The organism is Pseudomonas sp. W4I3, assembly GCF_030816195.1.
GTDB lineage: Bacteria > Pseudomonadota > Gammaproteobacteria > Pseudomonadales > Pseudomonadaceae > Aquipseudomonas.
Genome location: NZ_JAUSXS010000001.1, coordinates 4,010,934 through 4,031,683, shown reverse-complemented (window position 1 = coordinate 4,031,683; position 20,750 = coordinate 4,010,934). Strand labels below are relative to the sequence as shown.

Here is a 20,750-nt window from a genome sequence, read left to right as displayed (position 1 = left end):
ATGATTATTGTCGACACAGCGCCACGGGGCCAGCCCGAACAGGTTCTCGGCCTGGATTAACGTGTAAGGGTGTTTCTGCAACTCTGTGCATAAGGCGCGGTCGTAAACGGGGCTGGCGAATGCAGGCCAATTGCCAAGCTTGTCTGGATTGGCAAATACAGCGCATAAGCCTTTGTCAGCAAAGACAATGCATGCTCAAATTGACCGTGCTGCAACGCCTTGGAAGGTTGAGCTTGCCGCGTGATGGGCAAGTGCGTGGCATCGCGCACGCAAACCCGTACAATGCGGCGATTGTGGCGTTATCGCCGTTTCGCCTATGGGTTGCACGGTGTTAAAAGTAGATTCAGTAACATTCGTCATTTTTCACCTGCTCGGGATAGAGCAGTCGTGTGCAGTCATTCAACAGATGGACGCGCTAAAAGGCGCAGGAAAAGACCCGTTTTGAAGAAATCCGCCGCAACACCCAAAGCAGCAGTCGTGCCGGCCTGGCGTCAGCACCTGCATTATCGACTCAAGGAAGGCGCGCTGATCGCTATCGGCGCGCTGTGCCTGTTCCTGATGATGGCCTTGCTCACCTATGGCAAGGACGATCCCGGCTGGAGCCATAACAGCAAAATCGACGATGTGCAGAATTTCGGTGGCCCTGTGGGTTCGTACAGCGCCGATATCCTGTTCATGATTCTCGGTTATTTCGCTTACATCTTTCCGCTGTTGCTGGCGATCAAGACCTGGCAGATCTTCCGCCAGCGTCATGAGCCGTGGCAGTGGAGCGGCTGGCTGTTCTCCTGGCGCCTGATCGGGCTGGTATTTCTGGTGTTGTCCGGCGCGGCCCTGGCGCATATCCATTTCCATGCACCCACCGGCCTGCCGGCGGGTGCGGGCGGGGCGCTGGGCGAAAGCCTGGGCGATCTGGCGCGTCGCACCCTGAATATCCAAGGCAGCACGCTGATGTTCATCGCGCTGTTTCTGTTCGGTCTCACGGTATTCACCGACCTGTCATGGTTCAAGGTGATGGACGTGACGGGCAAGATCACCCTCGACCTGCTCGAATTGTTCCAGGGTGCCGCTAACCGCTGGTGGTCTGCGCGTGTCGAGCGCAAGCAGATGGTTGCGCAATTGCGCGAAGTGGACACCCGCGTCAACGAGGTTGTGGCCCCAAGCACGCCGGACCGACGCGAGCAGGCCAAGGTCAAGGAACGCCTCATTGAGCGCGAACAGGCTCTGAGCAAGCACATGTCGGACCGCGAGAAGCAGGTGCCGCCAGTGATCGCCCCCGCGCCGCCCAAGGCGCCGGAGCCAAGCCATCGCGTGCAGAAAGAGAAACAGGCCCCGCTGTTCATCGACAGCGCCGTAGAAGGCACCTTGCCGCCGATCTCGATTCTCGACCCGGCGGAAAAGAAACAGCTCAACTACTCGCCGGAATCCCTGGCGGCCGTTGGCCACCTGCTGGAAATCAAGCTCAAGGAGTTCGGCGTCGAAGTGTCGGTGGACTCGATTCACCCAGGCCCGGTGATTACCCGTTACGAGATCCAGCCGGCCGCCGGCGTCAAGGTCAGCCGTATTTCCAACCTGGCCAAGGACCTGGCCCGTTCCCTGGCTGTGACCAGCGTGCGCGTAGTGGAAGTGATCCCCGGCAAGACCACCGTGGGTATCGAGATTCCCAACGAAGACCGCCAGATCGTGCGGTTCTCCGAGGTGCTGTCGACCCCGGAATACGACAACTTCAAATCGCCGGTCACCCTGGCCCTCGGCCATGACATCGGCGGCAAGCCGGTGATCACTGACCTGGCGAAGATGCCGCACTTGCTGGTGGCCGGTACCACCGGTTCCGGTAAGTCGGTGGGTGTGAACGCGATGATCCTGTCGATCCTGTTCAAGTCGGGTCCGGATGACGCCAAGCTGATCATGATCGACCCGAAAATGCTTGAGCTGTCGATCTACGAAGGCATTCCGCACCTGCTGTGCCCGGTGGTGACCGACATGAAGGACGCCGCCAACGCCCTGCGCTGGAGCGTCGCCGAGATGGAACGTCGCTACAAGCTGATGGCGAAGATGGGCGTGCGTAACCTGTCCGGCTTCAATGCCAAGGTCAAGGAAGCCCAGGACGCCGGCACCCCGCTGACCGACCCGCTGTACAAGCGCGAAAGCATTCACGACGAAGCGCCGCTGCTGACCAAGTTGCCGACCATCGTGGTGGTGGTCGACGAATTCGCCGACATGATGATGATCGTCGGCAAGAAGGTCGAAGAGCTGATCGCGCGAATCGCCCAGAAGGCACGTGCGGCCGGGATCCACCTGATCCTCGCGACACAGCGGCCTTCGGTGGACGTGATCACCGGCCTGATCAAGGCCAACATCCCGACGCGTATGGCGTTCCAGGTATCGAGCAAGATCGACTCGCGGACCATCATCGACCAGGGCGGCGCCGAGCAACTGCTGGGCCACGGTGACATGCTCTACATGCCTCCCGGCACCAGCCTGCCGATCCGTGTCCACGGTGCTTTCGTTTCCGACGATGAAGTGCACCGCGTGGTGGAAGCCTGGAAACTGCGTGGCGCGCCGGAATATAACGACGACATTCTCGCCGGCGTCGAAGAGGCCGGCAGCGGCTTTGATGGCGGCAGCGGGGGCGGTGACGATGACGCCGAAACCGACGCGCTGTACGACGAAGCCGTGGCGTTCGTGCTGGAAAGCCGCCGTGCCTCGATTTCTGCCGTGCAACGCAAGCTGAAGATCGGCTACAACCGCGCCGCCCGCATGATCGAAGCCATGGAAAACGCTGGCGTCGTCACCGCAATGAACACCAACGGCTCGCGTGAAATCATCGCCCCCGGGCAGATGCGCGACTGATCCCGCGCCGCGTGGCAGCACGCGGCGCGCCCTGACCATTCAATGAGGACTCCCATGCGCATTATCCGCATGCTGTTGTTGCCGGCACTGGCCCTGACCGCCGTTTCGGCCCACGCTGACCCGGCTTCCGTGGCCAGCCTGAAGAACCTGCTGGACAAGTCCCAGACCCTGACGGCGCGCTTTTCCCAGCTGACCCTGGACGCCGGTGGCACCCAGTTGCAGGAAACCGCAGGCGAAATGGCCGTGCAGCGTCCTGGCCTGTTCTACTGGCACACCGAAGGCAAGGCTGAGCAGACCATCGTTTCCGACGGCCAGAAAGTCACCTTGTGGGACCCGGACCTGGAACAGGCGACCATCAAGAAGCTCGACCCACGTCTGAACCAGACACCGGCGCTGCTGCTGTCGGGCGATGTATCGAAGATCAACGACAGCTTCGACATCACCTCCAAGCAAACCAGCAACGTGATCGAATTCACCCTGAAGCCCAAGTCCAAGGACACGCTGTTTGACAGCCTGCAACTGTCATTTGGCAACGGCGTGATCAACAACATGCGCCTGATCGACAGCGTCGGCCAGCGCACCGATATCCTGTTCTCCGGGGTCAAGGCCAACCAGCCGGTGCCCGCCTCCAAGTTCAAGTTCGACATCCCCAAGGGTGCCGACGTGATCCAGGAATAAACTCCCCAGAGGTTTCAAACGCTGCCCATGGACCTGTTTCGAAGTGACCCGATTGCCCAGCCACTGGCCGCGCGCCTGCGCTCGACCAACCTGGATGAGTACGTCGGTCAGGAACACCTGCTCGCTCGCGGCAAGCCCTTGCGTGAAGCCTTGGAGCAGGGTGCGCTGCACTCGATGATTTTCTGGGGGCCGCCGGGAGTGGGTAAAACCACGCTGGCGCGGCTGCTGGCAAAGGTCTCGGATGCACACTTCGAAACGGTGTCCGCGGTACTGGCCGGGGTCAAGGAGATCCGCCAGGCGGTGGAAATCGCCAAGCAGCAAGCCGGGCAGTACGGCAAGCGCACCATCCTGTTCGTCGACGAAGTGCATCGCTTCAACAAGTCGCAGCAGGACGCGTTCCTGCCGTACGTCGAAGACGGCACCTTGATCTTTATCGGCGCCACCACCGAAAACCCTTCGTTCGAATTGAATAACGCGCTGCTTTCGCGGGCTCGCGTGTACGTGCTCAAGAGCCTCGACGAAGCGGCGATGCAGAAGCTGTTGCAGCGCGCCTTGAGCGAAGACAAGGGGCTGGGCAAGCGCCAGCTGAGCGTGAGCGAGGAGGGCTTCAAGATCCTGCTCACCGCCGCTGACGGCGATGGCCGGCGGTTTCTGAACCTGTTGGAGAACGCCTCGGACCTTGCCGAAGATGGCGGCGAAATCGGCGTCGATCTGCTGCAAAGCCTGCTGGGTGATACGCGCCGGCGTTTCGATAAAGGCGGCGAGGCGTTCTATGACCAGATTTCGGCGCTGCACAAATCCGTACGCGGTTCCAACCCGGACGGCGCGCTGTACTGGTTTGCGCGCATGATCGACGGCGGTTGCGACCCGTTGTACCTGGCGCGTCGGGTCGTGCGCATGGCCAGCGAAGACATTGGCAATGCCGACCCGCGCGCCTTGAGCCTGTGCCTGGCCGCCTGGGACGTGCAGGAGCGCCTCGGCAGCCCGGAAGGCGAGTTGGCGGTGGCCCAGGCCATTACCTACCTGGCCTGCGCGCCCAAAAGCAACGCGGTGTACATGGGCTTCAAGTCGGCACTGCGCGCTGCAGCCGAGCACGGTTCCCTCGAAGTGCCGATGCACTTGCGCAACGCGCCGACCAAGTTGATGAAACAGCTGGGTTACGGTGATGAATACCGTTATGCCCATGATGAGCCGGACGCTTACGCGGCCGGCGAAGATTACTTCCCCGATGATCTGGAGCCGTTGCCGCTCTATCAGCCAGTGCCTCGCGGCCTGGAGCTTAAGATCGGCGAAAAGCTCAACCATCTGGCCCAGTTGGACCGTCTCAGCCCAAGGCAGCGGAGAAAGTAGTGCTCAAGACGATTCTTGCCGTGTCCATCGCCGGCATCGCTGGTACATTATTGCGTTTCGCCACCAGTACCTGGGTCAGCGCCCATTGGCCGAAGCATTTCTATGCGGCGACCTTGGCGGTCAACCTGGTGGGCTGTTTGATTATCGGTCTCTTGTACGGCTGGTTCCTGTTGCGCCCGGAAGTGCCGATTGAAATTCGTGCCGGCTTGATTGTCGGCTTTGTAGGCGGTCTGACGACCTTTTCATCCTTTTCACTGGATACGCTGCGCCTGCTGGAAAGCGGGCAGGCCCTGACGGCCTTCGGGTACCTGGGCATCAGCGTATTCGGCGGGCTGCTCGCGACTTGGGCCGGCCTATCCTTGACCAAACTTTGATAAACGAGAGACCGACATGCTCGATTCCAAACTGTTACGTAGCAACCTTCAGGACGTAGCGGACCGCCTGGCATCCCGTGGCTTTGCCTTGGATGTTGCACGCATCGAAGCGCTGGAAGAACAGCGCAAGACTGTCCAGACCCGCACCGAAGCACTGCAGGCTGAGCGTAATGCGCGTTCCAAGTCCATCGGTCAGGCCAAGCAGCGCGGCGAAGACATCGCGCCGTTGATGGCGGACGTCGAGCGCATGGGCACCGAGTTGTCCGACGGTAAAGCCGAGCTGGACAAGATCCAGTCGGAGCTGGACTCGATCCTGCTGGGCATCCCCAACCTGCCGCACGAATCCGTGCCGGTGGGCGAGGACGAAGACGGCAACGTTGAAGTGCGCCGCTGGGGTACGCCAAAAGCCTTCGACTTCGAGATCAAGGACCACGTCGCCCTGGGCGAACTGACCGGCGGCCTGGATTTCGAAACCGCGGCGAAAATGTCCGGCGCGCGTTTTGCCTTGCTGCGTGGCCCGATCGCCCGCATGCATCGCGCCCTGGCGCAGTTCATGATCAACCTGCACACCGCCGAGCACGGTTACGAAGAGGCCTACACCCCGTACCTGGTGCAAGCGCCGGCGCTGATGGGCACCAGCCAGCTGCCGAAATTCGAAGAAGACCTGTTCAAGATCAGCCGCGACGGCGAAGCCGACCTGTACCTGATCCCGACCGCTGAAGTGTCGCTGACCAACATCGTCGCTGGCGAAATCCTCGATGCCAAGCAACTGCCGCTCAAGTTTGTCGCCCACAGCCCGTGCTTCCGCAGTGAAGCCGGCGCATCGGGTCGCGACACCCGCGGCATGATCCGCCAGCACCAGTTCGACAAGGTGGAGATGGTCCAGGTGGTCGAGCCTTCCCAGTCGATGGAAGCGCTGGAAGGTCTGACCGCCAACGCCGAACGCGTCCTGCAACTGCTCGAGCTGCCGTATCGCGTATTGGCGCTGTGCACCGGCGACATGGGTTTCAGCGCCGTGAAAACCTACGACCTCGAAGTGTGGGTGCCGAGCCAGGACAAGTACCGCGAGATTTCGTCGTGCTCCAACTGCGGCGATTTCCAGGCCCGCCGCATGCAAGCGCGTTTCCGCAACCCGGAAACCGGCAAGCCGGAACTGGTGCACACCCTCAACGGTTCGGGCCTGGCGGTAGGCCGTACGCTGGTGGCAGTGCTGGAAAACTACCAGCAGGCTGACGGTTCTATCCGCGTACCTGAGGTGCTCAAGCCGTACATGGCGGGCGTTGAGGTCATTCGCTAAATGGAATTTCTGCCGCTGTTTCATAACCTGCGCGGCAGTCGTGTGTTGGTCGTCGGCGGTGGGGAGATTGCCTTGCGCAAATCCCGGCTGCTGGCCGATGCCGGTGCGTTGCTGCGGGTGGTTGCTCCCCAGATCGAAGACCAGTTGCGTGAATTGGTGCTGGGCAGTGGCGGGGAGCTGACGTTGCGCGGTTATCAGGAGGCGGACCTCGACGGTTGCGTGCTGATCATCGCGGCAACCGACGACGAGCCACTGAACGCGCAAGTGTCCAGTGATGCCAAGCGTCGCTGCGTGCCGGTCAACGTGGTGGATGCGCCGGCCTTATGCAGCGTGATCTTCCCGGCGATCGTCGACCGTTCGCCGTTGGTGATCGCGGTGTCCAGTGGCGGCGATGCGCCGGTGTTGGCGCGCTTGATCCGGGCCAAGCTGGAAACCTGGATCCCGTCCACCTATGGCCAGTTGGCCGGGTTGGCGGCGCGTTTTCGTGCCCAGGTCAAAGGCTTGTACCCGGACGTCCAGCAGCGTCGGGCATTCTGGGAAGAGGTGTTCCAGGGCCCGATTGCCGACCGCCAATTGGCCGGGCAGGGCGATGAGGCTGAGCGCCTGTTGATCGAAAAGGTCAATGGCGCTCCGCCTTACGCACCGGGAGAGGTGTACCTGGTGGGCGCAGGCCCGGGCGATCCTGACCTGCTGACCTTCCGCGCCTTGCGCCTGATGCAGCAAGCCGACGTGGTGCTGTATGACCGTCTGGTCGCCCCGGCGATTCTGGACCTGTGCCGTCGCGATGCCGAGCGGGTGTATGTCGGCAAACGACGCGCCGAGCACGCCGTGCCCCAGGACCAGATCAACCAGCAATTGGTGGACCTGGCCAAGCAGGGCAAGCGCGTGCTGCGCCTCAAGGGCGGCGACCCGTTCATTTTCGGGCGTGGCGGCGAAGAAATCGAAGAATTGGCGGCCCACGGCATTCCGTTCCAGGTGGTACCGGGCATCACGGCAGCCAGTGGTTGCGCGGCGTACGCGGGCATTCCGCTGACGCACCGCGACTATGCGCAGTCGGTGCGCTTCATCACGGGGCACCTGAAGAACGGCACATCAGACTTGCCCTGGCAGGACCTGGTGGGACCGTCGCAGACCCTGGTGTTCTACATGGGCTTGATTGGCTTGCCGATCATCTGCGAACAGCTGATCAAGCACGGGCGCTCGGCGGACACGCCGGCGGCCTTGATTCAGCAGGGCACCACCTCCAACCAGCGTGTGTTCACCGGCACCCTGGCGGACTTGCCGCGCATGGTGGCGGAGCATGAAGTGCACGCGCCGACGCTGGTGATCGTGGGTGAAGTGGTGGTGTTGCGCGAAAAGCTCAAGTGGTTCGAAGGGGCTCAGTCCCAAGTCTGAGAACACAAGCATCGGGGCAAGCCCTAATGCCAGGCAGTCAAAAAGCAGCACAGGCACGCGGTTGCCTTGACTGACTGGCATTAGCTCAAGCCCCCTCCCACATTTGGAACGCATTCCAATGTGGGAGGGGGCTTGCTCCCGATGATTCCTTCAAACACACCACATCTCTTGAATCAGCTCCAGACGCCTTTACCACTCAAACGCTGACGGTCATGCCCGGCATCGAACCGTTGCAGTGGCCCCTTCGGCACAATCCCCGTCGGGTTGATCTTCCGATGGCTGGCATAGTAATGCCCCTTGATGTGCTCAAAATCCACCGTCTCGGCCACCCCCGGCCACTGATACATCTCCCGCAGCCAATTCGACAAATTCGCATAATCGGCAATCCGCCGCAGGTTGCATTTGAAGTGGCTGTAATACACCGCATCGAAACGAATCAGCGTAGTGAACAGCCGTACATCCGCCTCGGTCAGGTACTCGCCGGCCAGGTAGCGATGCTTGCCCAGGTGCTGTTCCAAATGGTCCAGCTCGGCAAACACGTCATCGAATGCACCTTCATACGCCTGCTGCGAGGTGGCGAACCCGGCGCGGTACACGCCATTATTCACGGCCGGGTAGATGCGTTCGTTCAGCGCGTCGATGGTCGAGCGCAGGGCTTGCGGGTAGAAGTCCAGGGTGTTGCCGGTCAACCCGTTGAACGCACTGTTGAACATGCGGATGATCTCCGCCGATTCATTGCTGACGATGCGGTTGAGCTGTTTGTCCCATAGCACCGGCACCGTGACGCGACCGGTGTAGTCAGCGGTGTCGGCGGTATAGCGCTGATGCATGAAGTCCAAACCGTCCAGCGCGTCGCCGCTGGAGCCGTGGGCCTTGTCGAAGGTCCAGCCGTTTTCCAGCATCAGCCAACTGACCACGGAGACGTCGATCAGGTCTTCCAGGCCCTTTAGCTTGCGCAGGATCAAGGTGCGGTGGGCCCAGGGGCAGGCGAGGGACACGTAGAGGTGATAGCGGCCAGCCTCGGCCTTGAAGCCGCCTTCGCCACTCGGGCCGGGTTGGCCATCGGCGGTCACCCAGTGACGGCGTTGCGCCTGTTCGCGCTGGAAAGCGCCATCCGCGCTACTTTCGTACCACTGGTCTTTCCAATGTCCTTCGATCAGCAAACCCATGACTGGCTCCTTGGCTAATAAGCGTTGGAGCCCAGTTTAAAGGGATGAGTTCGAACTAAAAGCGCAAAGACCGGAGGTGAATGATCGATTAAATCGATCTGTCCCGCGCATCCCAATACTGTTGGGCCAGTTCGAATGCCTGCTCGCGCGTGCGTCCAAGGCCGCGCAAGGCCAGGGCCATGGTCGCGATCAGGGCCAGTTGCGGGTAGCTGTCCTCGACGTCGCCACGCCACAGGGCTTTGAGATGCTCAGGCTCCAGGCTCGCGGGTTTGACGTGACGCTGGGCGGAGAGGGCGGGCCATTCTTCATCCCAGCTTTGGCCGCCCGTGGTGCCATACAAGTGACTGAGGGTGTCGGGGTTGATTTCGATCTCGCCGCCATCGCCCTTGACCACGATCACGTTGTCGCCCATCAGGCCACTGGCGTCGCGGTGTACGCCCTGGTAGCCGGGGTGGAAAATGCTTTGCAGGCCGCAACGGGCATTCAACGGGTTGAGCAAACGCGCCAGGGAGTGGATCGGCGAGCGCAGGCCCAGGGTGTTGCGCAGGTCGATCATGCGCTGCAACTGAGGTGCCCAGTCACCCAACGGGATAAACGCCAGGTTGCCGTGTTCATACGCCGCCTCGACCTGCTGCCAATTGCGGCACAGCGGTATCTGCAACTGCTCCAGCAACTGCTCGGTGTACAAACGCCCCGCCGTATGCGCGCCACCGCCGTGCATGAGGATGCGCACGCCATTGTGCGCCAGGCATTTAGCCGCCAGCAGGAACCACGGCAAGTGGCGCTTTTTGCCGGCGTAGGTCGGCCAATCGATGTCCACATTCAGGGCTGGCGCGTGCAAGCGTTCGCGCACCGCTTCGGTGAAGCCGGCGAGCTCTTCCGGGCTTTCTTCCTTGTGGCGCAGCAGCATGAGGAAGGCGCCCAGCTGGGTGTCTTCGACCTTTTCGTCGAGCAGCATGCCCATGGCTTCGCGCGCTTCCTCACGGGTGAGGTTGCGTGCGCCGCGCTTGCCTTTGCCAAGGATGCGCACGAATGGCGCAAACGGATGTTCTTCAGGCGTGGAGAGGGTCAGGGGGGCAAAGTCGGTCATAAGCAATTCGTCGGCCTGGGCAGGCCCGCCAGCTTGGCGGCGAGTTTGGCGGGAGTGCCGTTGAACAGTTTGTTGAGGTGCAGGCTGTTGCCCTTTTGCGCGCCGAGCTTCAAGGCGGTGTACTTGATCAGCGGGCGCGTGGCGGGGGACAGCTGATACTCCGTGTAAAAGCCGCGCAGCAGCTCAAGGATTTCCCAGTGGTCCGGGGTCAATTCCAGCGATTCGGCGGCCGCCAGGGCAGTGGCCACTTCGGCGGACCAGGCGTTGAGGTCGACGAGGTAGCCGTCCTTGTCCAATTCCAGCGTGCGCGGGCCGACGGTCAGGGTGTTCATAGCCAGCTGTTGACCTTGTCGTAGTCGATGGACAGCTGCACAAAACCGGGATAATCCACGCTGTCGGCCCAGTCCGGTAAGGGCAAGTTGCGCGCCTGCAGGTCTTCAGCCAGCACAAACACCTTTACGCCCTTGGTGGGCAGGGCCGGGTTGTGCAGGCCGTAGGCGCCGTCGCCGCACAACAGGATAGCGTCCGCGCTGCCACAGACACGCAGGCAGCTGTCCAGGCGGTTATCGGTGAACGGGGAGTGAGAGACTACATGTAAGGTCGACATCAGAGGGTCATCACCTGGTCGTAACGATCAATCAGTTTGCAGATATCTGCGCTGTCCAGCGCCTGGGCGTTTTCCGGCGAAGCCAGCCCGCGCTCGGCCAGGCTGTGGCGGCAGGCGAACACCTCATCAATGCCGAACAGGCCCAGGGCTTGCAGGTTGGCGCTCAAATCCTTTTGCTGCACGGCCTTGGCGTCCTGCTGCGGCGCCAGTTGGAACACACCGTCATCGAGAAACAGCAGGCCGATAGGCAGATCGAACGCGCCGCCGGCCAGCACGATGTCCAGCGCTTCCCGTGCACTTGGCCCGGACCACGGCGCCTGGCGGCTGATCACCAACAATGATTTGGCCATCTTACGAGCCTCCAAAACAGATCAGGCGGTCGGCGTCCTGGATGGCGTCATGCAATTGCCCCAGGCCCGACAGCGCCCAAGGCGCATCCAGATTCACCGCGCTGCGTTGATAGCGCGTGGCTTCCTCGGCGTTGAGCACCCCACGGCGCAAGGCCGCGGCGATGCACACCACGCCGTCGAGCTGGTGGGTGCTGACGAACTCGCGCCATTGGCGGGCGATGTCTTGCTCATCCTGGGGCGCGACGATGTTATTCGATGCGCTGTATACGCCATCCTGATAAAAAAACAGCCGCACAATCTCATGCCCGCCGGCCAGGGCCGCCTGGGCGAACAACAGGGCGCGGCGCGAGGAGGGCGCGTGGGCGGCGCTAAACACTGCAATCGCGAACTTCATGAAAGACTCTGCCAACAAACGTGGGCCAATGATAAAGCCGCCGCGACGAAAAAGCCCGCCGTGATCAAAACGGTCACTGCGGTTGATCGTTCTGACGATTGCCGCCAGTGCTGCAGGCTGACTACGCTGTGGCCAGTCGAATCGCAAACGGAGTGTGTATGACAGGCCCCTTGGCGTCCCTCAAAGTGCTGGATTTTTCTACCCTGTTGCCTGGCCCGTTTGCCTCGCTGATGTTGGCGGACATGGGCGCCGAGGTGCTGCGCATCGAATCGCCGACGCGCCCGGATTTGCTGCGAGTGCTGCCGCCCCATGATGGCGGCACGTCGGCAAGCCATGCCTACCTCAATCGCAACAAGCGCAGCCTGGCGCTGGACCTCAAGCAGGCCGAGGCGCTGCAGATCGTCCTTGAGCTGGTCAAGGGCACCGATATCCTCATCGAACAATTCCGCCCCGGCGTGATGGAACGCCTGGGCCTGGGCTACGCGGCATTGAAAGCGATCAACCCCAGGCTGATCTACGTGTCGATCACCGGTTACGGCCAGACCGGGCCTTATCGGGATCGCGCCGGCCACGATATCAACTACCTGGCCGTGGCTGGTGTGGCCAGTCACACCGGGCGGCGCGACAGTGGTCCGTTACCGCTGGGCGTGCAACTGGCGGATGTCGCGGGTGGGTCGTTGCATGCGGTGGTGGGCTTGCTCGCGGCGGTCATTGCGCGGCAGCAGAGCGGTGTCGGCCAGTACCTGGATGTGAGCATGACCGACTGCTCGTTCAGCCTGAACGCCATGGCCGGCGCCGGTTACCTGGCCTGCGGGGTGGAGCCAGAGCGGGAAAACCATTTTCTCAATGGCGGCAGTTTCTACGACTATTACCGCACGCGGGATGGGCGCTGGATGTCGGTGGGTAGCCTGGAGCCAGCATTTATGCAGCAATTGTGCGAAACCCTGGGGCGACCGGATCTGGCGGTGCACAGCGTGAAGCCTGAGCAGCAGCCAGCACTCAAGCGGGCCCTGCAGGTGGAATTCGAAAAGCGCAGCTTTGATGAACTGTGCGCGTTGTTCGCCGACGTGGATGCGTGCGTGGAACCGGTGTTGAGCTTGAGTGAAGCGCTGGAGCATCCCCAGTTGAAGGTGCGAGCGCTGGTCAGCCAGGTGCCGAGGGGCGATGGCTCGACCCAGGCGCAGATTGCCTGCCCGCTGAAGTTCTCCGAGGGGTTGCCGGCACCCCGGCATATTGGCGTGGCCGTAGGGGCGCACAGTGATGAAGTGCTGGCGGAGTTGGGGTTCAGTGCTCAGCGGATAGGGGAGTTGCGCCAGGCCCGGGTTGTCGGGTGACTGTTCTGGTGCTATCGGGGGCAAGCCCCCTCCCACATTTGAATGGTCGACACAGTCAAAGTGTGGGAGGGGGCTTGCCCCCGATGAGCATAGGTATCTACACAACTTTGGCGTAGCCCTGAACCTGTGGCGAGGGAGCTTGCTCCCGTTGCGACCTGGCGGCCTATAGCTATCTGATTGATGCCGCGCGATCCAAATGTGGGAGGGGGCTTGCTCCCGATGGCGGCCTGACAGCCGACCAGGATGTTGGATCAGAGCGCGTACATATCCGTTGCTGCGGTAACGGCGACTTAGGGTTCCGCCCTGACGGCGGCTCACTTTTGAAAAGCGCAAAAGTTAGCAAAACGCTCTTGCCCCACCACTCGGCACCTCGCCTAGGCTCGGTGTGCCCGTAATCCGACATTGATTTGGGGGGCCGCCGCCACGCGCCGTCCATGGCGCGGGGCGGCTAAACCGGCATCCCTGCCGGTTTACCCCCCAAATCACTGTCGAATTGCGGCCAGCGTGGTTTAACGGGGCGCCTAAAATCAAGATCAAGGGCGGCTCGCTTCGCATCGTGGTTACCGTAGGCTGCTACAAAGTTGTGTAGATACCTATGCCCCGATGAGGCCCTCACTCCACCCGAGTTTCCCCAGTGAACACCAGGGTCTGCCGGCACCGCCGACATAAATACCGCCGCCCCTGGCCCACCAGCCCATGCCTCTGTGGTGAAAACGGAAAATCGCTGTCGGCGCACGGGCAGCGGTAGATGTAACGAGTCACCTGACGACGCTTGACCTCATAGGTATGGCAACGGTCCGGTGGCAGTTCGTAAACCCCGCGCATGATCAACTGCCATTCCTCACCATGGGGCTGGATGCGCTCGCCGAAGAGTTGGTGGGCAATCAGGTGCGCCACTTCATGGGCCACGGTCTGTTTCAGGAAGTGCTGGCTGTTTTCACGGTAGAGCTGAGGGTTGAAGCGCAGCAGGTTTTCGTGCAAATGCGCGACACCGGCTTTCTGGCCCCGCAGCTTGAGGCTGACCTTGGGGCGTTTGAAGCTTCGTTTGAAAAAGGATTCGGCTTGCAGGAAACAATCTTCGACGCGGGTATTGAGTTGCTCGGGCATGCTGTACATATCTCCAGAGACGCCCAGTATGCCGCAAAGCAGGGTGTTTCCGAATCTGTCAGGCGCCGAATGGTCATGCATAACGCACAAAGCCACCTTGTCGGTGGCTTTGCCTGCGGTAAAAAGGCCTAACTGGTGTAGATCGGCCCAACGCCCAGGCCCCAGACGATCACGGTAAACGCCATGATCGCCACCAGCACTACCAGGCCGACGGCGAGTACCGAACTGGAAAACAGAAAGCCTTCATCCGGGTCGATACTCATGAACGTCGGCAAGCCTACGTACAGTAGATACACCGTGTAGCAGATCGCCGCCGTGCCTACGACCATGCCCAGCCACATGTGCGGATAGAGCGCCGCCAAGCCGCCGATGAACAATGGTGTCGCCGTGTAGGTGGCAAAGGCTACGCAGCGCGCCATGCTGGGGTTGGCGTCATAGGTGCGCGCCATCCAGTGAATGAACGCGCCCATCACCGCCACGCCGCCGAGCATGGCCGCGTACGACATCAGGGTCATCCAAAGCGCGCTTTCCTGGGTCAGCATGACCGGGGCACGGTTGCCGATGACCCAGCCAACCTGGGTGGTGCCGATAAACGCAGAAACGGCGGGAATCGCCGCGAGAACGAGGGTATGGGTGAGGTACATGTGGCTGATGCTTTCTTCTTTATCGCCACGAATTTCCCGCCATTCCTGGTCGGGATGGGTAAAAAGCCCCACGACGTGATGGATCATGCCAGTCACTCCTGTCGTTATTACTATCGCCCCGCATCGGAGCGCCCACCGGCCAAATAGCCTGCAAGGTCTGGATAGTTGTGCGACCTCACGTCGCAGTATAGGAAGTGATGTCCGGGAAAACCGTAGGGCCTTTAGAGTAAATCGCGCTGTAAACCCGGGTGCTAATCGCGGCACGGTCTGTGACTGGCCATGCATTCAAAGGTGGGAGGGGGCTTGCCCGCGACAGCGGTGTATCAGTGACTGATACTGGGACTGACACGCTGCAATCGGGGGCAAGCCCCCTCCCACATTGAATCTGTGGCGCTCACGTCGTTAAAATACCCCGCTTTTCGTCACACACTTCCAGCGGATCCAAGCGCCATGGGCACTCTTACGGTCAATCAGAACAAACTGCAAAAACGCCTGCGTCGCCTGGCCGGTGAAGCCGTCGCCGATTTCAACATGATCGAGGAGGGCGACAAGGTGATGGTTTGCCTCTCCGGCGGCAAAGACAGCTACACCTTGCTCGATGTGCTGCTGCACCTGCAAAAGGTCGCGCCGATCAAATTCGAGATCGTCGCCGTCAACATGGACCAGAAGCAACCGGGCTTTCCCGAGCATGTGCTGCCGGCCTATCTCGAGGCGCTGGGCGTCGAGTACCACATCGTCGAGAAAGACACCTATTCGGTGGTCAAGCAACTGATTCCCGAAGGCAAGACCACCTGCTCGCTGTGCTCGCGCCTGCGGCGTGGCACGCTCTATACCTTTGCCGACGAGATTGGCGCGACCAAGATGGCCCTTGGGCATCATCGCGACGATATCGTCGAGACCTTCTTCCTGAACATGTTCTTCAACGGTTCGCTCAAGGCCATGCCGCCCAAGCTGCGCGCCGATGACGGGCGCAACGTGGTGATCCGCCCGCTGGCGTATTGCAACGAGAAGGACATTCAGGCGTATTCCGACTTCAAGCAATTTCCGATCATTCCGTGCAACCTGTGCGGCTCCCAGGAAAACCTGCAGCGCCAGGTGGTCAAGGACATGCTGCTGGACTGGGAACGCAAGACGCCGGGGCGTACCGAAAGCATCTTCCGCAGCCTGCAGAATGTGATCCCGTCGCAATTGGCCGACCGCAACCTGTTTGACTTCACCAGCCTTAAAATCGATGAAACCGCCGCATCGCGTTTCGTCAACGTAGTGAACCTCTAACGCTCTACAACGCTCTGAAAGACGGCGCTTACGGGCGCCGTTTTGATTCCGATTGCCGCAATTCAACTGCCAGGAGAGGGCATGCGCGACTACAAATGGCTGCACGAATATTGTTTGAACCGTTTCGGTTCGGCGGCCGAACTGGAAGCCCATCTGCCGGTACCCAAGACTCCGGCGCAACTGCGCAAGATCAGCGATGACCGCTACCTGTCGACCCTGGCGCTGCGCGTGTTCCGTGCAGGCTTGAAGCACAGCGTGGTGGACGCCAAGTGGCCGGCGTTCGAACAGGTGTTCTTCGGTTTCGACCCGGAAAAAGTGGTACTGATGGGCGCCGAACATCTGGAGCGGCTGATGCAGGACACGCGGATCATTCGTCACTTGGGCAAGCTCAAGAGCGTGCCGCGCAATGCGCAAATGATTCTGGACATCGAGCAGGAGAAGGGCAGCTTCGGCGCGTTTGTCGCTGAGTGGCCGGTCACCGATATCGTCGGGCTGTGGAAGTACCTGAGCAAGCACGGCCATCAACTCGGCGGGCTGTCAGCACCGCGCTTTTTGCGCATGGTCGGCAAGGACACTTTCGTGCCGAGCTACGACGTGGTGGCGGCACTGAATGCACAGAAGATCGTCGACAAGGCACCCACCAGCCTGCGCGACCTGGCGACCGTGCAGGGCGCGTTCAACCAGTGGCATGCCGAGAGTGGGCGGCCGATGTGTCAGCTATCGATGATGTTGGCGTACACAGTCAATCACTGACCATGTGCTGGCATTCTGTGGGATGTGATCAGGTGGGCAGTGGCTCAACGGCCAACCGCCGATTCAACTGATGCCGCCAGCGCACATACAACAATGCCGTACAAAACAGCGCCAGGCTCGCCGCCATCTCCAGCACCCCGAACCATTGCCGGTTCGGGTCATACGCCGCCAATGCACCCTTGATGAAGTACAGGTTCACCACAAAGCACATCCACGAATGCCCGCGCGCGCTGCCCATGATCATCCCCGGCGCTAGCACCAGCAGCGGCACCAGTTCGATCAGCAGGATCACCCACGGGCGCGCCCCGTGCAGGTCGGCCACGAACAGGTAGTACACGCACAGCAAGCCGACCAAGGCGAAAAACGCCAGAAGGCTGAGTGCGCGTGCAAGCTTGACCCGAGGTTCCAGCCACGCTTGAGGCGGCAGTACCTTAGGCTTCCTGGCCACGGCCGTTCTCCAGCAGTGTGGCGGTTTTGGCCAGGCGCAGGCCCAGGGCGCGGCACAGGGTAATTTCATGGGGGTCGAGCATGCGCTTGCCATCAGGCCCGGCGTGGTGGCTGGCGCCATAGGGCGTGCCGCCGCCCTGGGTGTCGAGCAGCGCCTGTTCGCTGTAGGGCAGGCCGGTGATCAGCATGCCGTGGTGCAGCAGCGGCAGCAGCATCGACATCAGCGTGGTTTCCTGGCCGCCGTGCAGGCTGGCGGTGGAGGTAAACACGCCGGCGGGTTTGCCCACCAGGGCACCGGTGAGCCACAGGTTGCTGGTGCCGTCGAGGAAGTACTTGAGCGGCGCGGCCATGTTGCCGAAACGCGTCGGGCTGCCGAGGGCCAGGCCCGAGCAGTTCTTCAGGTCATCCAGGCTGGCATACAGCGCGCCCTCGTCGGGGATGCTCGGCGCCACGGCTTCGCACTCGGTGGAAATCGCCGGCACGGTGCGCAGCCGGGCTTCCATACCGCCTTGCTCGATGCCCCGGGCAATCTGCCGGGCCATTTCGCTGACCGAGCCGTTGCGGCTGTAATACAACACCAGCACATAGGACGTCGTCACGGCAGGATCTCCAGTACGTTTTCCGGCGGCCGGCCGATGATGGCTTTATCGGCGGTTTCCAGGATCGGGCGTTCCATCAGCTTGGGGTGTTCGGCGATGGCGGCGATCAGTTGCGCTTCGCTGAGGCTGGCATCGGCTAGGTTGAGACTTTTGTATTCCTCTTCGCCGGTGCGCAGCAATTGGCGTGCGCCAAGGCCAAGTTTGACGAGCAGGGCCTTTATCTGTGCAGCGTTCAGTGGGGTTTCGAGGTAGCGCACCACGGTGGGCGTCAAGCCGCGTGCTTCGAGCAGTTCAAGCGCACCGCGGGATTTCGAGCAGCGCGGGTTGTGATAAAGCGTCAGATCGGTCATGTGCGGGTCGCATCTTGCGTAAGGTGGCGGGTATTCTACCTGCGCTGCGGGCCGTCCTTAAACCGTAAGAGGCGATAGGCCGCAGCCAACGTTCATTTTTACGAAGGATTACCCCATGACAAGGCGACTGATCGGTGCATTGGCGATCATCACAACCCTGCTGCTCAGCGGCTGCGGTAACGATTACGGCGTGGACCAATACGGCCAGAAAGTGCCGGCCGAACGCCTCGACAAGCAGTGGCTGGTGGTTAACTACTGGGCCGAATGGTGTGGCCCATGCCGCACGGAAATCCCCGAACTCAATGCCCTCGCCGAGCAGCTCAAAGCGCAGAACGTGGGCGTGTTCGGGGTCAATTTCGACAATGTGCAGGGTGAAGAGCTCAAAGCGGCCAGCGACAAGCTGGGCATCAAGTTCACCGTGCTGGCGCAGAACCCGGACGGGATCTTCGATATTCCACGCAGTGAAGCGCTGCCGGTGACCTACATCATCGATGACAAGGGCAAGGTGCGTGAGCAACTGATGGGTGAGCAGACGGCGCAAGGCGTGTTGGCCAAGCTCAAGGCGCTACGCGGTTAAAACAACGCCTCAAAAACAAATGTGGGAGGGGGCTTGCTCCCGATAGCGGTGTATCAGCCAGGAATTATTCAGCTGACCCACCTCAATCGGGAGCAAGCCCCCTCCCACATTTGAACCCCCATTGATTCAGCGACCGGGGATATCAGCCTTCTTCGAGCCACAGGCGAATCGGCTTGCCTTCGGCGGGCCAGAAGCGGGTCTGCTCGATCGGCGAGATGTCCCAGCGCTGTACGCCTTGCAGCGCCTGGAAGAAGCGGTGCTCCTGCTCCATCAACGCCTCGGCGCAGAGTTTTCGGGTACTGCCGATCGGGCCGAAGCTGAGCGTGTTGCCTTCAAGGGTGTACGGCGCAAACCAATGGTTGCAGCCGCCGTTGCCATACGCGCGACCATCGGCGCCAAGGGTGACGGTCAGGTGTGCGTAGTCCATCAAGGGTCGCTCGCCGATCCATTCCACCACGTAGCTGTGATCCTGCTTGAGCTTGACCGCATCACCGGCGCAGCCACTCAAGGCCGTACCCACGGCGGCGAGCAGCAGCAGGCGCTTCATTGCGCGGCCTGCTGGCATTTCGGGCAGCGGTGCTTGTCGCCTTCGCTGGCCCAGCCGAGCGCTTTGATGCGCGCATTGGCGGCTGGTTGCAGCGGTTCCTTGGTGAGCTTGGTTTCCACCGCGAATTCAAACTCCAGCACGTTGTCGCAGCTGTCGCAATTGACCTTCCAGGTGTGAATCTCCAGCTCACCGAATTTCGGCCCCTGGGCCATGGCGACCCATTGGCCCGCCGGGCGGATGGAGTAGCGCGCATCACCTTCCACGGTCAGGCGCATCGACAGGGTTTTACTGCCGCGCAGGGTGACGATCAGCACGTCGCCATGCTTGATCGAACCCCCATTGCCGGTGACTTGATAGCGGCCCGGCACCAGGGCGCGGCATTCGATCAGGGTGTGTTGCGGGCTCAGCAAGCTGAAGCGGAAATCGTGTTCGGCCATGGATCCTCCAAATAGGCGCGGCATCCTATCACGGGTGCTGGCTCATCATGAGCCCGGTATGTGACCGCTGATCATCCCTCGACCAGGTTCTGCGCACGGCCCTCGGCCCACGCCGCAATATTGGCCAGCGTAGTGCCGGCAATCCCCGCCAGTGCCTCGCGGGTCAGGAAGGCCTGGTGTGCGGTGATGATCACATTGGGGAAGGTCAGCAGGCGGGCGAGCACGTCATCCTGCAGGGGCAGGTCCGAGCGGTCCTCGAAAAACAGCTGGGCCTCTTCCTCATACACATCCAGCCCCAGGTAACCGAGCTGGCCGTTTTTAAGCGCTTCAACCAGTGCAGGTGTGTCGACCAGGCCGCCGCGGCCGGTATTGATCAACATGGCGCCCGGTTGCATGTGCGCCAGGGAATCGGTGTTGATCAGGTGCTGGCTGTCGGCGGTCAGCGGACAGTGCAGGCTGATGATCTGCGCCTCGGCGAGCAATTCGGGCAGGCTCACGTAGCGCGCGCCCATGGCTTGGACCTGCGGGTTGGGGAAGGGGTCGTACGCCAGCAACTGACAGCCGAAACCGGCCATGATTTTGGCGAAGGTGGCGCCGATCTGCCCGGTGCCGACCACGCCGACGGTCTTGCCGACCAGATCGAAACCGGTGAGCCCGTGCAGGCTGAAATCGCCATCGCGGGTGCGGTTGTAGGCCCGGTGCAGGCGACGGTTGAGGGCCAGGATCAGGGCCACGGCATGTTCGGCCACCGCGTGGGGCGAGTAGGCCGGCACGCGCACCACGCTCAGGCCCAGGTGCTGGGCGGCCTGCAAGTCGACATGGTTATAGCCGGCCGAGCGCAACGCAATCAGGCGCGTCCCGCCTTTGGCCAGTTGCTCAAGCACCGGGGCGCTGAGGTCGTCATTGATAAAGGGGCAGACCACCTCGTGCTGTTGGGCCAGGGCGACGGTGTCGAGGTTAAGGCGGGCGGGCTGGAATTGCAGCTCGATGCCCTGAGGGCGCGGCTCACCGAGAAAACTGTCACGGTCGTAGGCCTGGCTGCTGAAAAGAATGACGCGCATTAAAAAGCTCCCTGCACTTTATACCTTGGAAATGCTGACTAAATGTGGGAGGGGGCTTGCTCCCG

General features: G+C 61.5%; 24 protein-coding genes. 10 read left to right on the top strand and 14 right to left on the bottom strand.

All coding sequences use genetic code 11. The features are described 5' to 3' along the window. The first annotated feature begins 441 nt into the window (after window positions 1-441). From QF045_RS18245 to cysG, 6 genes are read left to right on the top strand one after another with little or no spacing between them, the layout of a single operon-like run. Entirely contained in the window at window positions 442-2,850 is a 2,409-nt protein-coding gene (locus QF045_RS18245) for a DNA translocase FtsK (RefSeq protein ID WP_306493452.1), read from the top strand. Between the two features lie 54 nt (window positions 2,851-2,904). Then, window positions 2,905-3,528 carry an outer membrane lipoprotein chaperone LolA gene (lolA, locus tag QF045_RS18240; protein ID WP_124387119.1) on the top strand — a complete coding sequence of 208 codons (624 nt, stop codon included), beginning with the start codon at window positions 2,905-2,907 and terminating at the stop codon, window positions 3,526-3,528. A gap of 27 nt (window positions 3,529-3,555) precedes the next feature. Further along, window positions 3,556-4,878 (top strand): replication-associated recombination protein A, encoded by a 1,323-nt coding sequence (locus tag QF045_RS18235; RefSeq protein ID WP_306493451.1) that lies wholly within the window; start codon window positions 3,556-3,558, stop codon window positions 4,876-4,878. After that, the gene (gene crcB / locus QF045_RS18230) at window positions 4,878-5,252 is read left to right on the top strand and encodes a fluoride efflux transporter CrcB (protein WP_306493450.1); all 375 of its coding nucleotides are present in this window, start codon (window positions 4,878-4,880) and stop codon (window positions 5,250-5,252) included. The genes QF045_RS18235 and crcB overlap by 1 nt, the downstream gene beginning before the upstream one ends. A 16-nt stretch (window positions 5,253-5,268) precedes the next feature. Next, window positions 5,269-6,549, top strand: coding sequence for a serine--tRNA ligase (gene serS / locus QF045_RS18225; protein WP_306493449.1), 1,281 nt, complete (start codon window positions 5,269-5,271; stop codon window positions 6,547-6,549). Continuing rightward, on the top strand, window positions 6,550-7,944 hold the full coding sequence (cysG, locus tag QF045_RS18220; RefSeq protein ID WP_306493448.1) for a siroheme synthase CysG: 1,395 nt from the start codon (window positions 6,550-6,552) through the stop codon (window positions 7,942-7,944). 173 nt (window positions 7,945-8,117) lie between these two features. Here cysG and QF045_RS18215 read toward each other — a convergent pair whose 3' ends face one another. The 6 genes from QF045_RS18215 to tusD form a co-directional block, all read right to left on the bottom strand. Further along, a complete protein-coding gene (locus tag QF045_RS18215; protein WP_306493447.1) occupies window positions 8,118-9,113 on the bottom strand; it encodes a glutathione S-transferase family protein in 996 nt (331 codons plus the stop codon). 88 nt (window positions 9,114-9,201) lie between these two features. Further along, window positions 9,202-10,203 carry a glycosyl transferase family protein gene (locus tag QF045_RS18210; RefSeq protein WP_306493446.1) on the bottom strand — a complete coding sequence of 334 codons (1,002 nt, stop codon included), beginning with the start codon at window positions 10,201-10,203 and terminating at the stop codon, window positions 9,202-9,204. Beyond that, window positions 10,200-10,535, bottom strand: coding sequence for a TusE/DsrC/DsvC family sulfur relay protein (locus QF045_RS18205; RefSeq protein ID WP_306493445.1), 336 nt, complete (start codon window positions 10,533-10,535; stop codon window positions 10,200-10,202). Before QF045_RS18205 ends, QF045_RS18210 begins: the two co-directional genes overlap by 4 nt. Further along, window positions 10,532-10,810, bottom strand: a complete 279-nt coding sequence (tusB, locus tag QF045_RS18200; RefSeq protein WP_306493444.1) for a sulfurtransferase complex subunit TusB — start codon at window positions 10,808-10,810, stop codon at window positions 10,532-10,534. The genes QF045_RS18205 and tusB overlap by 4 nt, the downstream gene beginning before the upstream one ends. Beyond that, window positions 10,810-11,160, bottom strand: coding sequence for a sulfurtransferase complex subunit TusC (gene tusC / locus QF045_RS18195; RefSeq protein ID WP_306493443.1), 351 nt, complete (start codon window positions 11,158-11,160; stop codon window positions 10,810-10,812). The genes tusB and tusC overlap by 1 nt, the downstream gene beginning before the upstream one ends. Window position 11,161: 1 nt before the next feature. Then, window positions 11,162-11,554 (bottom strand): sulfurtransferase complex subunit TusD, encoded by a 393-nt coding sequence (tusD, locus tag QF045_RS18190; protein WP_306493442.1) that lies wholly within the window; start codon window positions 11,552-11,554, stop codon window positions 11,162-11,164. 158 nt (window positions 11,555-11,712) lie between these two features. Here tusD and QF045_RS18185 point away from each other — a divergent pair, with 158 nt between their 5' ends. After that, the gene (locus tag QF045_RS18185) at window positions 11,713-12,888 is read left to right on the top strand and encodes a CaiB/BaiF CoA-transferase family protein (protein ID WP_306493441.1); all 1,176 of its coding nucleotides are present in this window, start codon (window positions 11,713-11,715) and stop codon (window positions 12,886-12,888) included. A gap of 612 nt (window positions 12,889-13,500) precedes the next feature. Here QF045_RS18185 and QF045_RS18180 read toward each other — a convergent pair. Next, window positions 13,501-13,995, bottom strand: coding sequence for a SprT family zinc-dependent metalloprotease (locus tag QF045_RS18180; RefSeq protein WP_124367396.1), 495 nt, complete (start codon window positions 13,993-13,995; stop codon window positions 13,501-13,503). Window positions 13,996-14,123: 128 nt separating this feature from the next. Continuing rightward, entirely contained in the window at window positions 14,124-14,726 is a 603-nt protein-coding gene (locus QF045_RS18175) for a Yip1 family protein (RefSeq protein WP_124371051.1), read from the bottom strand. Window positions 14,727-15,089: 363 nt separating this feature from the next. Here QF045_RS18175 and ttcA point away from each other — a divergent pair, with 363 nt between their 5' ends. Both ttcA and QF045_RS18165 read left to right on the top strand, forming a co-directional pair. Beyond that, window positions 15,090-15,914 (top strand): tRNA 2-thiocytidine(32) synthetase TtcA, encoded by an 825-nt coding sequence (ttcA, locus tag QF045_RS18170; protein WP_306493440.1) that lies wholly within the window; start codon window positions 15,090-15,092, stop codon window positions 15,912-15,914. Between the two features lie 81 nt (window positions 15,915-15,995). Further along, the gene (locus tag QF045_RS18165) at window positions 15,996-16,667 is read left to right on the top strand and encodes a DNA-3-methyladenine glycosylase I (RefSeq protein ID WP_124387106.1); all 672 of its coding nucleotides are present in this window, start codon (window positions 15,996-15,998) and stop codon (window positions 16,665-16,667) included. 28 nt (window positions 16,668-16,695) lie between these two features. Here QF045_RS18165 and QF045_RS18160 read toward each other — a convergent pair whose 3' ends face one another. The 3 genes from QF045_RS18160 to arsC are packed head-to-tail and all read right to left on the bottom strand — an operon-like array spanning window position 16,696 to window position 18,063. Then, the gene (locus QF045_RS18160) at window positions 16,696-17,115 is read right to left on the bottom strand and encodes a DUF2069 domain-containing protein (protein WP_306493439.1); all 420 of its coding nucleotides are present in this window, start codon (window positions 17,113-17,115) and stop codon (window positions 16,696-16,698) included. After that, window positions 17,099-17,713, bottom strand: a complete 615-nt coding sequence (gene wrbA, locus QF045_RS18155; protein ID WP_124387104.1) for an NAD(P)H:quinone oxidoreductase — start codon at window positions 17,711-17,713, stop codon at window positions 17,099-17,101. The genes QF045_RS18160 and wrbA overlap by 17 nt, the downstream gene beginning before the upstream one ends. Next, entirely contained in the window at window positions 17,710-18,063 is a 354-nt protein-coding gene (gene arsC, locus QF045_RS18150; protein ID WP_306493438.1) for an arsenate reductase (glutaredoxin), read from the bottom strand. Before arsC ends, wrbA begins: the two co-directional genes overlap by 4 nt. Before the next feature lie 115 nt (window positions 18,064-18,178). Here arsC and QF045_RS18145 point away from each other — a divergent pair, with 115 nt between their 5' ends. After that, window positions 18,179-18,640 (top strand): TlpA disulfide reductase family protein, encoded by a 462-nt coding sequence (locus QF045_RS18145; RefSeq protein ID WP_306493437.1) that lies wholly within the window; start codon window positions 18,179-18,181, stop codon window positions 18,638-18,640. Between the two features lie 142 nt (window positions 18,641-18,782). Here the strand turns inward: QF045_RS18145 and QF045_RS18140 are convergent, their stop codons facing one another. The 3 genes from QF045_RS18140 to QF045_RS18130 form a co-directional block, all read right to left on the bottom strand. Beyond that, window positions 18,783-19,187: an META domain-containing protein gene (locus QF045_RS18140; protein ID WP_306493436.1), complete on the bottom strand. Its 405-nt coding sequence runs from the start codon at window positions 19,185-19,187 to the stop codon at window positions 18,783-18,785. After that, window positions 19,184-19,624 (bottom strand): hypothetical protein, encoded by a 441-nt coding sequence (locus QF045_RS18135; RefSeq protein ID WP_306493435.1) that lies wholly within the window; start codon window positions 19,622-19,624, stop codon window positions 19,184-19,186. The genes QF045_RS18140 and QF045_RS18135 overlap by 4 nt, the downstream gene beginning before the upstream one ends. A gap of 71 nt (window positions 19,625-19,695) precedes the next feature. Further along, entirely contained in the window at window positions 19,696-20,685 is a 990-nt protein-coding gene (locus QF045_RS18130; protein ID WP_306493434.1) for a 2-hydroxyacid dehydrogenase, read from the bottom strand. Window positions 20,686-20,750: the final 65 nt, after the last annotated feature.